The organism is Micromonospora sp. NPDC126480, assembly GCF_040302465.1.
In the GTDB taxonomy this organism is placed as follows: domain Bacteria; phylum Actinomycetota; class Actinomycetes; order Mycobacteriales; family Micromonosporaceae; genus Micromonospora.
Genome location: NZ_JBEORU010000049.1, coordinates 1 through 13,335 on the forward strand (window position 1 = coordinate 1; position 13,335 = coordinate 13,335).

The window sequence follows — 13,335 nt, forward strand, 5'->3', positions numbered from 1 at the left end:
CTTCTTGCTCGACACAAGTTGATCTACCAGGAGTCCCGTTCCCACTATCCAGCAGGGGTTGACCCGCCGATCACAGCCCTAACGCAACGGCGTTGGGTACCGCATTCGGCGCGGATCTGGAACTACTGGCTCGGCGGCAAGGACAACTTCGCCGTCGACCGTGCGGCAGGCGACCAGTACCGCGAGGTCTTCCCCGGCGTCGTCGACGTCGCCCGCGCCTCCCGGCAGTTCCTCGTCCGCACGATCAAGTTTCTCGCCGGCGAGTCGGGAGTGCGCCAGTTCCTCGACGTCGGCACGGGGCTGCCGACGGCCGACAACACCCACGAGGTGGCACAGCGGATCGCGCCGGACGCCCGGATCGTCTACGTCGACAACGACCCACTGGTGCTGGTGCACGCCCGCGCCCTGCTGGTCGGCACGCCCGAGGGCAGGACCGCCTACCTCGACGCCGACCTGCGCGATTCCGCCGCGGTCGTCGCCGAGGCCGGTAAGACGCTCGACCTTCAGCAGCCGATCGGACTCATCCTCAGCGGCGTCATGGGCCACGTGCCCGACTACGAGACGGCCCGATCGATCACCCGCGAACTGCTGGCACCGCTACCAGCCGGCAGCTACCGCAAGCGCTGATCGCTCGCCTCCTGCCAGCAGCATCAGCACCGACTACCGGATCAGGCGGGGGCAGCGGTCGTTCGTTGGCGGGTGCCGGCCGTGCGGGCGGCGTACACGACGCTCCAGGGGCGTGCCGCGTCCGGCGCGGGGACGGTCATCGGCGGTGGCGCCGCCTCGTCAAGCGTCTCGACGGCGATCTCGGCGAACCGCTCGGCCGCGGGGTGCGGTGACTGCGCCGGCCACGCCGCGGAGGTCGTCCTGTGCAGTGGGTGATCGGTCAGGGGACGCCAGACCACGCGCGGTTCGCGTCGGGCGGCGTTCTCCGGTTCGAATGCGACGCCGTGGCCGGCGAGCACCAGGCCGAGGAGGAACTCGGGGTTGCGGGCGTGCCGGATCCGCGCCGGTGTGTAGCCGTGGCGGCGGCACACGTCCAGGACGTGGTCGTGCCAACCCGGTGCGGTGGGGCGCGGGGGCAGGAGGAGGTCGTGACCGGCGAGGTCGGCGAGGGCGAGCGCGGTTGCCACGGCCAGCGGCGAGGCGCGCGGCAGGACCACGCCGAGCCGTACCTGTGCGGTCGGCCCGAATCGCAGGTCGGGGGCATCGACCGGGTGCTGGACCAACCCGACGTCGAGCCGGGCGTCGGCGAGCATCCGCAGCTGCTCGCCGGTGGCCAGCTCCTGCAGGTCGACGTCGAGGCCGGGTATCCGGTCGGCGAGGCGCCGCAGCAGGGCCTGGAGGGTCACCGCGGGTGTCTCCGGCGGCACGCCGGCGCGCAGCGTGCCCAGCCTGCCGTCGCGCGCCATCCGCATCACGGTGCGCATCCGTTCCTCGCCGACGAGCAGGGCGCGCGCCTCGTCGAGCAGCAGCCGGCCGGCGGGGGTGAGGTCGACCTGGCGGCGGGACCGGTCGATCAGCTCGACGCCCAGCTCCCGTTCCAGCCGCTGTATCGACTGGCTCAGCGGGGGTTGCGCGATGCCCAGCAGCTCGGCGGCCCGGCCGAAGTGCAGCTCTTCCGCCAACACCACGAAGTAGCGCAGGTGCCGGAAGAGATCCACGCCCTGACGATAGGCGTACTAGGGTGGCGGCCGTGCTGGCGGGGGACATCTTCGGCAAGGTGGGCGTCGACGCGCGCCTGCACGCGATTGACATCGACAGCGGCGGCGAGGTCGGGATGCGCGCGGACGAGCAGGTCGTGATCGCGTCCGTGTTCAAGATCCTCCTGGTGCTGGAGTTCGCCCGACAGGCCGCGGCCGGGCAGCTCGACCCCACCGAACGGGTGCTGGTGCGCGCTGAGGACCGGCTGGGCGGCTGGGGCACCGCCGGATGCGCCGACGATGTGGAGCTGTCCCTGCGCGACCTGGCGTACTTCGCCATGTCGGTCAGTGACAACACAGCGGCCGACCTGCTCTTACGCCGGGTCGGCTCGGACCTTCTCCCGCTGCTCGCAGGCGAGTTGGGGCTCACCCGCACCCGGGTTGTCGGCGGCCCCCGACAGTTGCTGGAGTCGATGTTCGACGACGTCGGCGCGCGGGACGCGACCGAGTTCGCCCGCGCTTTCGCCGCGCTGCCCGAGGAGCGGATACGGGCCATGCGGGTCTTCGACCCCGGCCACACCACCTCCAGCACCCCGCGGGAGATCACCCGGCTGCTGACCCTGATCTGGCGGGACGAGGCGGGCCCGCCCGCCGCCTGCGCGATGGTGCGTGAGCTGATGGCGCGGCAACTGTTCTGGACCCGGCTGCCCTCCGGCTTCCCGCCCGAGGTCCGGGTGGCCGCCAAGACCGGCACGCTGCCCGGGCTGCACATCGAGGCCGGGGTGGTGGAGTACCCCGACGGCGGCCGCTACGCGGTCGCGGTCTTCGCGCAGACCCAGCGGCTGGCCACCCGCCGGATCGACGTTGACCTGGCGATGGGCGAGGCGGCCCGAGCGGCCGTCGACACGCTCCGGAGAACGTGATCGACATCTCGGCCGCCGTTGGTGGTGAGCCGCTCTGCTGGGTCGATACGCGAACGCGTATCGGTGCCGGCGCCGGATGGTCTTGGACGCCGCGCGCGGCGCGATGGTTGGCTGCCCGTCATGACCGAATCACCACTGAGTCGCCGCCGTCTCCTGGGCACCACCGCCGGCGCCGCCCTGGGCGCCGTGGCCGGCACGACCGTGATGCCGTCCACCGCGACCGCCGCTCCCCGCCGCCGCCCACCACGGCACGCGCCGGCCACCTTCCGCTGGCTCGGCACCTCCGGGTGGCGGGTCGACATCGGAGCGAAGACGCTGCTGATCGACCCGTACCTGAGCCGCTTCAGCACCGGGCTGTTCGACGGGCAGTTCAACCCTGAGTCCCCGCTGACCGTCGACGTCGAGCGCATCGCCGACCATCCCGGCACCCCGCAGGCGATCCTGGTGACCCACACCCATTGGGACCACTACAACGACGTACCACACATCGCACAGCAGTCCGGCGCCCGCGTGTTCGGCACCCTCACCGCGTACCACCTGGGGCTCGCCTGCGGCCTGCCGCCCTCCCGACTCAGCCCGGTCAAGGGCGGCGAGGTGCTCGACTTCGGCGAGTACACCGTCGAGGTCGTCGCGGCGCTGCACAGCCGCAACGCCGCCTACTCGATGGCCTTCCCCGGGGTCCGCACGGCGGTGCCCGACAAGCCGGCCACGATCGCCGACCTCCCCGAGGGCGACACGCTCGCCTACCAGGTCACCGTCAAGGGCGGACCGTCAGTGTTCTTCATGGGCGCGAGCGACTTCGTCGAACGCAACCTCACCGGCCTGAACCCCGACGTCGCCATGATCGCCGTACCGAGCACCGACGTCACCCACACCTACGTGCCGCGCCTGCTCGCGGCACTTGGCCGGCCGGCGACCGTCGTGCCGGTGCACTGGGACAACTTCGAGGTCCCGCTGACCAACCCGCCGTCGATCACGCCCGGCGACCAGAAACGGCTCGACGCGTTCCTCGCCGCCGTACGCGAAGCCGCACCGCGCACCAGGATCCTGCTACCGCGGTACCTGACCTCTTACGAGTTCGCCTAACCGGAACGATGTCGCTCATCGCCTGCGCTCTCCTGGTCGCCGCACCCGGCCTACTCGTGCTGTGGCTGTGGGGCAGACCGCTTGTCGACGGCCGGTGGAGAACCCCCGGCTGGTTCCTCGCGACAGCCGGGCTGTGCGTCGTCGCTGCCGCGGGCACCTGGTTCGTCGGCGCCTTCTCGGGTTCCTCCCTGGACCCGGAAGAGTCCTGCCACGCAGCCGGCACCACCTATGACAGTGCCTACCGCTCCACCCATCGGGAGGAACCTTCACGACTGTTTCCGTTGCACAACAGGTGCAACGCCACCTACGACCTGGTGCCGGCATGGGTCAACCCGACCCTGGTGCTCCTGCTCCTGCTGACCACCACCTGCCTGGTTGCGGCCGTCTGGCTGATCGCGGACCGCCGAGCCAAGGCACGCAGGGCGTGAACGGACCGATCGCCGGTCGGAGCGGATCCCCGAGGGACCCGGCGTCAACGACCGTGGGCGAACCGGCGTTCGGCCTCGGCCTTCACGGTGGCGAGCGTGTCGTCGACGGTCGCCTCCCAGCGCCGTGCGACGACCGCCGCCCACCCGGCGCCCAGTGCCCAACCGTCCGTCTGCATCTCGCCGGTGTACGTCAGGCGGGTGTGATCGCCGTCCCCGGCGAGGCGAAACCGTTCACGCACGTACGGGACAGGCCCACGCACGAGGCGGAAGTCGACCGTGTCGGGACGGGTGAAGGCGACCGTCTCGACCGTCTCGGTGACCAGGCCCCCGCCGACCGGCGTACGGTGCACGGCTAGCACCAGGCCGTCGCCGCGTTCCAGGACCTGGATCTTCTCGCGCTGCTGTCTGGTGGCCCGGCCGAGGTAGGGCTGGGCGATCACGTCGAAGACCGTATCGCGGGGGGCGTCGATGTCGAGCACGAGCGGCCCGAGCGGGCGTACCCGCCGGCCGATGTTCACGTCGAGGGTGAGCCGGCCGGTGACCAGGGCCAGATAGCCAGACACGCCGATGACCGTCGCAGCGGTCACCACCGGGAGCGCCCGCAGCCGCCCGGACCGCATCATCCGACCGTGGTGGCAACGCGGGTCGTCCCGTCACCGCCGGATTCCGAGGTCTGGCTGCCGCCTGGCACGGGTAGAACCTACTGCCCGGTCCCCCACGGCGCCCCCGGATCAGGAGAATCGGCGGGTGCGAGCCGAGGCGTCAGGCGCAGTCCCCCGGTCGCCGGCACCCAGCGTTCGGGGGGGCAGCGTCGTGGTCACTCCACGGCACGGGACCTTTCGCCACCTCCCGCAGCGGCAGCAGCCGGCGCAGCGTGGCGTTCGCACCCGGGTCGAGGACGGCGTGCTGCACGCAGGCGGGAACGAGCCGGTCCCGGTCGGGATGCGCCATGGCGTAGGAGCAGGCGAGCAGCCGCTCCTGAACGGCGCGTATGTCGGGGACGTCGCTGCGGACGCCCTGCTCGAGCAGGGCCCACGCGGGGCGGACCTGGTCGGCGTGGATGAAGCTGTGCATGACAAAGGTCATCGGGCGGATCCGGTGGGTGAGCAGCCGGATACCGGCCCGGCGGGCCAGTCCGGCGGCCCAGCGCAGCCCGGTCCAGGTCGCGGAGGGGTGCGAGGCGAGGGCACGCAGCAGGCGGGCAGCCAGCAGCCGGGGCGGGGTGCCGCCGACGTTGACGCCGCCGAGGTGGCGCAGGAACGCGTCGCGGGCCGCGAGGTCGATCGGACGCCGGTCGTCGATCAGCGGGAGCCAACGGTCGCCGAGGTAGAAGCCGAAGGCGGTGCGGTTGCAGCGTTCGTCGCCCATCTGCAGCGCCCGCCACGGCAGTCGGGTACCGGCGCCGCGTTCGATCTCGGCCCACACCTGGTCGCCGGTCAGCGCCCGGTAGTCCTCCTTCCAGCGGCGTTCGTCGCCGACTGCGGCGGCCGGCTGGAAGGACATCATGGCGTAGCCCATGCTGCGGGTTTCGCGGATCACCTCGGCGAGCTGGCCGACGTTGTGCGGTGTGACGGTCATGTTGTGGGCCAGGTAGGACCGGATGCCGTGCTCGCGGCGCAGCCGCCGGAACATGGCGGCGAAACGCCGGCGCGCCGGCGCGAGTTCGGCCTCGTCGCGGGGGCGGGGTGTGTCGCGCCGGCCCCGCATGAGGGAGTCGATGTGCGCGGCGAACGACAGCCGGCGCAACCGGGGCCGGCCGTCCGGGCCGAGCGCGATGGCGCGCAGGTAGTCGTAGTCGAAGTCGCCGTGGGTCATGCTCATCGGCTCCCGCCCGTACTCACGCATCACCAGCAGTGCGGCGGCGTGGTCGTCGGGCGGCAGGAGGCTGACCTCGCCGCCGATGAGCTGGGCGTGCCCACGAGGTCCGCGTACCCGCCGCAGGTAGGCCATCTGGCGGCGGACCTCGGCCACGGTGTGTGCGCCGTCGACGCGGACCTTGTTGGCGTCGGCGGAGTGGTAGCAGGGGGTGCAGGTGAGATTGCAACGGGGGAAGACGCCGTGGGTGCCTTCGCAGCCGACCGCGTTGCGGCCGAGCAGCTGCGCCGGGGTGCGGGCCCGCTCGGGCAGTTCGGCCCACCGGAGGGCCAGCGCGGCGGCGAGTTCCGGATCGACCGGTCGGGTGATCCGTTCCCACCGGCGCCACCTCCGCCGCCAGCGGCGCAGGTGGCCATCCAGGGTGTTGGCTGCCATGTCCAGCTCACCTCCCAGCTCAAGGCTATGCAGTCCACAGGCGGAACGGGCGACACGCGGCCGGCCGGGTCCGCTCCCGCCGGTCCCGGGGCAGAATTGCCCGACCGGCGCTGGGCGTCCTTGAACCGGTGCACGGTCCGGCAGCCCCTACCGGGGGCCCCGGACGCGGCGCGGCCCGCACGGGTGGCGCCGACAACGAGGAAGGCATGCGGGTGCACGAGTGGGATCTGGCGGTCATCGGTGGCGGCACCGCGGGGATCGTGGCGGCCAAGACCGCCGGCCGGTTCGGCGCGCGGGTGGGGCTGGTCGAGTCCGACCGGACCGGAGGTGACTGCCTGTGGACCGGATGTGTGCCGAGCAAGTCGCTGATCGCCGCCGCGCACGCCGCGCACACCGTCCGCACCGCCGCCCGCTTCGGGGTGCACACCGGCCCGCCGCGGGTCGACGACGCCGCCGTGCTGGCGTACGTGAAGGCGGCGATCGCCCGGATCGAGCCGGTCGACTCCCCGGCCGCGATCGCCGCCGACGGCGCCGAGGTGGTGACCGGGCGGGCGGAGTTCACGGGCCCGTCGACCCTGCGGGTGACCGGCGATTCCGGTGTCCGTGAGGTGCGGTTCCGGTGGGCGCTGATCGCCACCGGCTCCGCCCCGGCCGTGCCGGAGGTGCCGGGCCTGGTTGACGCCGACCCGCTGACCACCGAGACGCTGTGGGACCTGGCGGCGCTGCCCCGACGGGTGGCGGTGTTCGGTGGCGGCCCGATCGGCTGCGAGCTGGGCCAGGCTCTCGCCCGGCTCGGCGTCGAGGTGACCATCGTCGAGCTGGCCGACCGGCTGCTGGCCAAGGAGGAACCGGAGGTCAGTGCCCTGATCGCCGAACGGCTGCGCGCCGAGGGCGTGACCGTGCTGATTGGAACGAGCGTCGACCGGGTCGACGGCGGCACACTGCACCTGGCCGGCGGGGACACCGTCGTGGTGGACCGGATCCTGGTCGCCACCGGCCGCCGGCCGCGCACCCGGCGGCTGGGACTGGCCGCCGCCGGGGTGCGCTGCGACGAGCGGGGACACGTCGTGATCGACGACCGGCTGCGGACCAGCAACCGGCGGATCTACGCCGCCGGTGACGTCACCGGGACCCTGCCGTTCACCCACGTGGCCGGGGTGCAGGGCAGCTACGCGGCCACCAACGCGCTGCTCGGGCTGCGCCGCCGCGTCGACTACGCCGCCGTACCGTGGGTGACCTTCACCGACCCGGAGGTGGCGCACGTCGGGGCGACCCTCGCCCAGGCCCGCCGCCGCCACGGCGACCGGGTCCACGCGCGGCGGCTGGCGCACGAGCACGTCGACCGGGCGGTCACCGACGGCCGCACCGACGGTTTCACCAACCTGGTGATCGGGCCCGGTGGCCGGCTGCTCGGGGCCACCGTCGTCGCACCGCGGGCCGGTGAGTCGATCGCCGAGCTGGCCGCCGCGATCCGCCGCGGCGCGAAGGCACGCGACGTGGCCGGCACCGTGCACGCCTACCCGACGTACGCCGACGGGCCGTGGAACGCCACCCTCGCCCAGGTCCGCGCGGACCTCGCCGGGCCGCTGCCGGCGCGAGCCGTCGCCGCGCTCCGCGGGTTGCGCCGTGCCCTGCACCCGATCCGGGGCGGGCACCGGTGACCGACGAATCCACGCGCCAGCGGGCGGCGTCGCGGCTGGCGCGCTTCATCGGCTCGCCGTGGCCGAGGCTTGTGTTCCTGGTGGTACTGCTGGCCGGCGCGGCGACGCTGCTCGCCACCCAGGGCACCCCTGACGTGGGCACCCTGCGCGGCCGCGTCGCCGCCACCGGGCCGTGGGCGCCGCTGCTGTTCACCGCCGGATACGCCCTGGGCACCGTGCTGCTGGTGCCCGGGGTGCTGCTGACCGCCGCCGCCGGGGCGCTGTTCGGGGTGGTCGGCGGGTCGGTGGTGGTGCTGGTCGGGGCAACCCTGGGGGCGGTCGCGTCGTTTCTGCTCGGCCGGCTGCTGGGTCGCCCGGCGGTCGAGCTTCTCCTCGGCGGTCGACTGCAGCGCCTGGACCGGTTCCTGGCCCGGCGCGGCCTGGTCGCGGTGATCGGGCTGCGGCTCGTGCCGCTGGTTCCGTTCGCGCTGCTCAACTACGGCTCCGGCGTGACCGCGCTGCGGCTGCGCGACTACACGGTCGGCTCGGCGATCGGCATGACCCCCGGGATCGTCGCCTACACCGCGGTCGGCGGGTCACTGACCGATCCCACCTCGCCGCAGTTCCTGAGCGCCGTGGCCGGGCTGGCCGCGCTGACCCTCGCCGGTGCCGTGGCGGCGCGTCGGGCCCGTCGCCGGGAAACCCTCGCGGACCCGCGACCGGCCGGCGAGGGGACCGGCCCGTGATCGACGCACGCCTGCGCCCGGTCCTGGCCGGGACACTCGACCGGCTCGCCGCCGCCGTCGACCGGCCGTGGGTGTCGCCAGGCCGGCTGACCGCCGCCGGCCTGACGCTGGGCCTGGCCGCGAGCGCCGCCGCGGCGGCCGGCTGGTGGTGGCCGGCGCTGGTGGCGTGGCTGGTGTCCCGGCTCGCCGACGGCCTCGACGGGCCGGTGGCCCGCCGCCGCGGCACCGCCTCGCCGTTGGGTGGGTTCCTCGACATCGTCGCGGACTTCACCGTGTACGGGGCGTTCGTCGCCGGGGTCGCCGTCGGCGTCGACGGGCCCGCCACCCCGTTCCTGGTACTGCTGGTGACCTACTACGTCAACGGGGCCGCGCTGCTGGCGTACTCGTCGATCGCCGAGCGGCTGGGCCGCGAACGCGGCGACGAGCGGTCGCTGCACTTCCTCGGCGGGCTGGCCGAGGGCGCCGAGACCATCGCCGTGCACAGCCTGTTCTGCCTGCTGCCCGGCGTCGCCGGGCAGCTCGCCTGGGGGTGGGCCGCCGTCGTGGCGGTCACCGCCGGCCAGCGCGTCGCGCACGCCGTCCGTACCCTGTCCGAACCCGCCTGGAGGCCCCGATGAACAGACGACCTTGGCGTGCGCTGGCGGCGCTGACCGCCGCCGGCCTGCTCGCCGCCGCCTGCACCGCCGAGCCGGGCGACGCCGACCCCGCGCCGGGCGACTTCGCGCAGGTGCAGCGCGAGGCCCGCGGGCAGACGGTGAACCTGTTCATGTACGGCGGGGACGACGGCGCCAACCGCTACATCGACGAGGTCGTCGCCCCGGCCGCCCGGGACCGGCTCGACGTGCGGATCAACCGGGTGCCGGTCACCGACACCGCCCTGGCGGTCAACAAGGTCCTCGGCGAGCGGCAGGCCGGCCGCACCTCGGGCGGGTCGGTGGACCTGGTGTGGATCAACGGGGAGAACTTCCGCACCGGCAAGCAGGCCGGGCTGTGGCAGTGCGGGCTTGTCGAACTGCTGCCGAACATGCGCTACGTCGACTGGGCCGACCCGGCGGTCGCCAACGACTTCGGCACCCCCGTCGAGGGCTGCGAGGTGCCGTGGAACCGCGCCCAGTTCGCGTTCGTCTACGACTCCGCCCGGGTCAGCGACCCGCCGACCAGCCTCGCCGGGCTGCTGGACTGGGTCCGCGCCAACCCGGGCCGGTTCACCTACCCCGCCCCGCCGGACTTCACCGGCTCGGTCTTCGTCCGGCACGCCCTCTACACCCAGGCCGGGGGACGCGCCCGGGTGCCGGACGGCTTCGACCAAGCCGCCTACGACCGGCTCACCCCGCCCCTGTGGCAGACCCTGCGCGACCTGCGGCCCGCCCTGTGGCGCAAGGGCGAGACGTACCCGGCCAACGAGAAGGAACTCAACGACCTGTACGCCAACCGGCAGGTCGACTTCACCATGACCTACGGCCCGGCGCAGGTCACCAGCCTGGTCGAACGCGGCCAGTTCCCCGCCACCACCCGCACCCTGCTACTGGACGAGGGCACCATCGGCAACACCAACTACCTCGCCGTACCCGCCAACGCCGCCAACCGCGCCGCCGCCCTCGCCCTGGCCGACCTGATGCTCTCCCCCGAGCTTCAGTACGAGAAGGCCCGCCCCCGCGGGTGGGGCCAGTACCCGGCCGTCGACCTCGACAAGCTCGACGCCGAGTGGCGGGACCGCTTCACCGCCCTGCCCACCTCGCCGCAGGTGCCCGGCTACGACCAGCTGTCCCGCAACAGCCAGCCCGAGCTGCGGGCGGACTGGCTGCCCCCGCTGGAGGACGGCTGGCGGCGCGAGGTGCTGCAACGGTGAACCACCGCCGTACCGGGCTGCTGCTGATCCTGCCGGCGCTGGCCGCCGTCGTGCTGCTCTTCGGCGGCGGCCTCGGCTACGGGCTCGCGCAGAGCCTCGGCCTGGCCGGGTTCACCGACACCGGCCCCGGCCTGACCGCGTACCGGCGGGTGACCGACGGCCCGGCGTTCACCGACGGGCTGCTGCTGAGCCTGTGGATCTCATGCGCCGCCACCGCCCTGGCCGTCGTCCTCGGCGTCGCCGCCGCACTGGCCCTGCGCCGCACCTCCGGTGGGCGACGCACGGCCACCTTCCTCGCCCAACTCGGCCTGCCCGTGCCGCACTGATCGGGGCGGTCGCGATCGGGCTGCTGCTGGCCGACTCCGGCCTGCTGGCCCGCACCGCCCACGCCGTCGGCATCGCGCCACCCGCCCTGGTCGCCGACCCGTACGCGATCGGAGTGATCATCGAGTACGTGTGGAAGGAGGCGCCGTTCGTGCTGATCGTCGTCCTCGCCGCCCTCGGTGGGCCGGTCGGCGAGCACGAACGGGTCGCCGCCACCCTCGGTGCGAGCCCCCGTCAGGTGCTGCGACACGTGACCCTGCCGCTGATCGCCCCCTCCATCCTCGCGGTGGCGGTGCTGATCTTCGCGTTCACCCTCGGCGCGTACGAGGTGCCCGCCCTGCTCGGCCGCGCCTACCCGCAACCCCTACCGGTCCTGGCCTACCAGCGGTTCACCGCCGCCGAACTCTCCGGGCGCGCCGAGGGGGTCGCGATCGCGCTGCTCATCACGGCCATCGCCGTCACGGCAGCGCTCGCCTACACCTGGGCCGGCCGGCGGGCCATCGGTCGGGTGGCCGGAGCGCAGCGGTGACGGCGCGGACGCCGCGCCGGCCGCTCGGTGCGGTGCTGGCCCGCCCCACGGTGCTGGTCCTGGCCGCCCTGTGGGTCGCGGGGCCGCTGCTGCCGCTGGCCGTGCAGGCCTTCACCGACCAGTGGTTCTACCCCGACCTGTGGCCGGCCCGCTGGTCGCTGGCCGGCTGGCGGCAGGCCGTCGGCCGGCAATCCCGCCTCACCGAGGCCGTCGCGACCTCCATCGGCATCGGCGCCGCCGTCGCCGCTCTCGCCGCCGCGCTCGGGACAGCCGCCGGACGGGCGCTGGCCTGGCACCGGCTGCCCGGCCGGCGGCTGATCGAACTGGTTCTGCTCGCCCCGGTGCTGGTGCCACCGTTCGCCGTCGCCATGGGCGCGCAGATCGTCTACCTGCGCGCCGGGCTCGCCGACTCGGTCACCGGCGTGATCCTGGCCCAACTCCCCGCCGCCACCGCCTACGCCACCCTGCTCATGTCCGGAGTGTGGGCCGGCGTCGACCCCGCCCTGGAACGGCAGGCCCGCACCCTCGGCGCCACACCGTGGCGGGCGTTCCGCGAGACCAGCCTCCCCCAGTTGCGCGGCGGCCTCACCGTCGCCACCATGTTCGCCTTCCTCATTTCCTGGAGCGACTACCTGCTGACCCTGCTCATCGGCGGCGGCGTGGTCACCACCGTGCCGCTGCTGCTGTTCGCCACCGCCGCCGGCAGCGGCAACCAGGCCGCCACCGCCGCGATCGCGCTGGTCGCCATCGTCCCGCCCCTACTGCTCACCGCCCTCGCCGCCCGGCAACTCGCCGGTCGCGACACCGCCCTGCTCGGAGTCGGCCGATGACCAGCGACATCATCCTCGACAACCTCGACCACACCTACCCCGAGGCCGCCGCACCCACCCTGCGGCAGGTGGCACTGCACGTTCCGGCCGGCACCCGCACCGCCATCCTCGGCCCCTCCGGCAGCGGCAAGTCCACCCTCCTGTCGATCATCGCCGGACTCACCACGCCCACCGGCGGCGACGTCCGGCTCGCCGGCCGCAGCGTCCTGCGCCAACCCCCGCACCGCCGCGACCTCGGCGTCGTCCTCCAACGCCCCCTGCTCTTCCCACACCTCACCGTCGCCGAGAACATCGCCTTCGGCCTGCGGATGCGCCGCACCGACCGGGCCGTCGTCCGCCGCCGGGTCGCCGAGCTGCTCGACGCCGTCGCCCTACCCGCGTACGCCGACCGGCGCAGCACCGAACTCTCCGGCGGCCAGCAGCAACGCGTCGCCCTCGCCCGCGCCCTGGCCGCCCGACCCGCCGTCCTGCTGCTCGACGAACCGTTCAGCGCCCTCGACCCGCAACTACGCGGCGACATGCGTGCCCTGCTCGCCGAGCTGCACCGCCGGGAGGGCACCACCACCCTGTTCGTCACCCACGACCGTGACGAAGCCACCGACGTCGCCGACCACGTCGCCGTCCTCCTCGACGGTCACGTCGCCCAGCACGCCCCACCCGCCCAGCTGTTCCGCCGGCCCGCGTCCCTCGCCGTCGCCCGCTTCCTCGGCGGCGCTGCCAACGCCATTCCCGGCACCGCCCGCGCCGGCCGCTTCGACTGCCCCCTGGGCAGCCTCCACCTCGACACCAATCACCAAGGACCCGGCCTGCTGCTCATCCGACCCGAGGCAATCGTGGTCGCTGAGCACGATGCGGTGAACGTCATCCCGGCGGCCATCACCGCCGTCACCGACCGCGGCACCCACCTCGACGTCCGGGCCACAAGCGCAGGACTCACCCTGCACCTCACCACCGGGCCGGCAACACCGCTGCGACCCGGCGACGAGACGATCCTGTGGCTGCCCCCGACCCAGTTGAGCGTCGTCGCCGCGCAGCATCAGCAACGCCCGGCATCTCAACAACGCTGAGTAGCGGCATTCCCGGTGGC

General features: G+C 73.7%; 12 protein-coding genes and 2 pseudogenes. 11 read left to right on the top strand and 3 right to left on the bottom strand.

The window, feature by feature from the left end:
- Positions 1 to 69 precede the first annotated feature (69 nt).
- Positions 70 to 615, top strand: a pseudogene (locus ABTW87_RS29345) (SAM-dependent methyltransferase); the annotation flags it as partial.
- A gap of 53 nt (positions 616 to 668) precedes the next feature.
- Here the strand turns inward: ABTW87_RS29345 and ABTW87_RS29350 are convergent.
- Positions 669 to 1,664, bottom strand: a complete 996-nt coding sequence (locus ABTW87_RS29350; protein WP_350654582.1) for a LysR family transcriptional regulator — start codon at positions 1,662 to 1,664, stop codon at positions 669 to 671.
- 32 nt (positions 1,665 to 1,696) lie between these two features.
- On the opposite strand from ABTW87_RS29350, the gene ABTW87_RS29355 reads away from it, so the two are divergent.
- From ABTW87_RS29355 to ABTW87_RS29365, 3 genes are all read left to right on the top strand, one after another.
- The gene (locus tag ABTW87_RS29355; protein WP_350654584.1) at positions 1,697 to 2,566 is read left to right on the top strand and encodes a serine hydrolase; all 870 of its coding nucleotides are present in this window, start codon (positions 1,697 to 1,699) and stop codon (positions 2,564 to 2,566) included.
- Positions 2,567 to 2,686: 120 nt separating this feature from the next.
- Positions 2,687 to 3,652, top strand: coding sequence for an MBL fold metallo-hydrolase (locus ABTW87_RS29360; RefSeq protein ID WP_350654586.1), 966 nt, complete (start codon positions 2,687 to 2,689; stop codon positions 3,650 to 3,652).
- Between the two features lie 8 nt (positions 3,653 to 3,660).
- Positions 3,661 to 4,080: a hypothetical protein gene (locus ABTW87_RS29365; RefSeq protein ID WP_350654587.1), complete on the top strand. Its 420-nt coding sequence runs from the start codon at positions 3,661 to 3,663 to the stop codon at positions 4,078 to 4,080.
- Positions 4,081 to 4,124: 44 nt separating this feature from the next.
- Here the strand turns inward: ABTW87_RS29365 and ABTW87_RS29370 are convergent, their stop codons facing one another.
- Positions 4,125 to 4,700, bottom strand: a complete 576-nt coding sequence (locus ABTW87_RS29370) for an SRPBCC family protein (protein WP_350654589.1) — start codon at positions 4,698 to 4,700, stop codon at positions 4,125 to 4,127.
- Between the two features lie 142 nt (positions 4,701 to 4,842).
- Positions 4,843 to 6,330: a radical SAM protein gene (locus tag ABTW87_RS29375; RefSeq protein ID WP_350654591.1), complete on the bottom strand. Its 1,488-nt coding sequence runs from the start codon at positions 6,328 to 6,330 to the stop codon at positions 4,843 to 4,845.
- Positions 6,331 to 6,542: 212 nt separating this feature from the next.
- Here ABTW87_RS29375 and ABTW87_RS29380 point away from each other — a divergent pair, with 212 nt between their 5' ends.
- The 7 genes and pseudogenes from ABTW87_RS29380 to ABTW87_RS29410 all read left to right on the top strand — a co-directional run bounded on the left by ABTW87_RS29380 (position 6,543) and on the right by ABTW87_RS29410 (position 13,315).
- Positions 6,543 to 7,991: a dihydrolipoyl dehydrogenase family protein gene (locus tag ABTW87_RS29380; RefSeq protein WP_350654619.1), complete on the top strand. Its 1,449-nt coding sequence runs from the start codon at positions 6,543 to 6,545 to the stop codon at positions 7,989 to 7,991.
- On the top strand, positions 7,988 to 8,716 hold the full coding sequence (locus ABTW87_RS29385; protein ID WP_350654593.1) for a TVP38/TMEM64 family protein: 729 nt from the start codon (positions 7,988 to 7,990) through the stop codon (positions 8,714 to 8,716). Before ABTW87_RS29380 ends, ABTW87_RS29385 begins: the two co-directional genes overlap by 4 nt.
- Positions 8,713 to 9,333 carry a CDP-alcohol phosphatidyltransferase family protein gene (locus ABTW87_RS29390; protein ID WP_350654594.1) on the top strand — a complete coding sequence of 207 codons (621 nt, stop codon included), beginning with the start codon at positions 8,713 to 8,715 and terminating at the stop codon, positions 9,331 to 9,333. Before ABTW87_RS29385 ends, ABTW87_RS29390 begins: the two co-directional genes overlap by 4 nt.
- A gap of 20 nt (positions 9,334 to 9,353) precedes the next feature.
- Complete coding sequence (locus ABTW87_RS29395; RefSeq protein WP_350654620.1) at positions 9,354 to 10,565, top strand: ABC transporter substrate-binding protein; 1,212 nt, start codon at positions 9,354 to 9,356, stop codon at positions 10,563 to 10,565.
- Positions 10,562 to 11,418 (top strand): annotated as a pseudogene (locus ABTW87_RS29400) (ABC transporter permease). The gene ABTW87_RS29395 and the pseudogene ABTW87_RS29400 overlap by 4 nt, the downstream one beginning before the upstream one ends.
- Positions 11,415 to 12,248 carry an ABC transporter permease gene (locus ABTW87_RS29405; protein WP_350654596.1) on the top strand — a complete coding sequence of 278 codons (834 nt, stop codon included), beginning with the start codon at positions 11,415 to 11,417 and terminating at the stop codon, positions 12,246 to 12,248. Before ABTW87_RS29400 ends, ABTW87_RS29405 begins: the two are co-directional and overlap by 4 nt.
- Positions 12,245 to 13,315, top strand: coding sequence for an ABC transporter ATP-binding protein (locus ABTW87_RS29410; protein WP_350654598.1), 1,071 nt, complete (start codon positions 12,245 to 12,247; stop codon positions 13,313 to 13,315). The genes ABTW87_RS29405 and ABTW87_RS29410 overlap by 4 nt, the downstream gene beginning before the upstream one ends.
- Positions 13,316 to 13,335 lie beyond the last annotated feature (20 nt).

What these genes read in the sequence shown, in the direction of transcription:
- ABTW87_RS29360 (WP_350654586.1), top strand. Translation starts at nt 2,687, where the DNA reads ATGACCGAATCACCACTGAGTCGCCGCCGTCTCCTGGGCACCACCGCC.
- ABTW87_RS29365 (WP_350654587.1), top strand. Translation starts at nt 3,661, where the DNA reads ATGTCGCTCATCGCCTGCGCTCTCCTGGTCGCCGCACCCGGCCTACTC.
- ABTW87_RS29370 (WP_350654589.1), bottom strand. Translation starts at nt 4,700, where the DNA reads ATGCGGTCCGGGCGGCTGCGGGCGCTCCCGGTGGTGACCGCTGCGACG.
- ABTW87_RS29375 (WP_350654591.1), bottom strand. Translation starts at nt 6,330, where the DNA reads ATGGCAGCCAACACCCTGGATGGCCACCTGCGCCGCTGGCGGCGGAGG.
- ABTW87_RS29410 (WP_350654598.1), top strand. Translation starts at nt 12,245, where the DNA reads ATGACCAGCGACATCATCCTCGACAACCTCGACCACACCTACCCCGAG.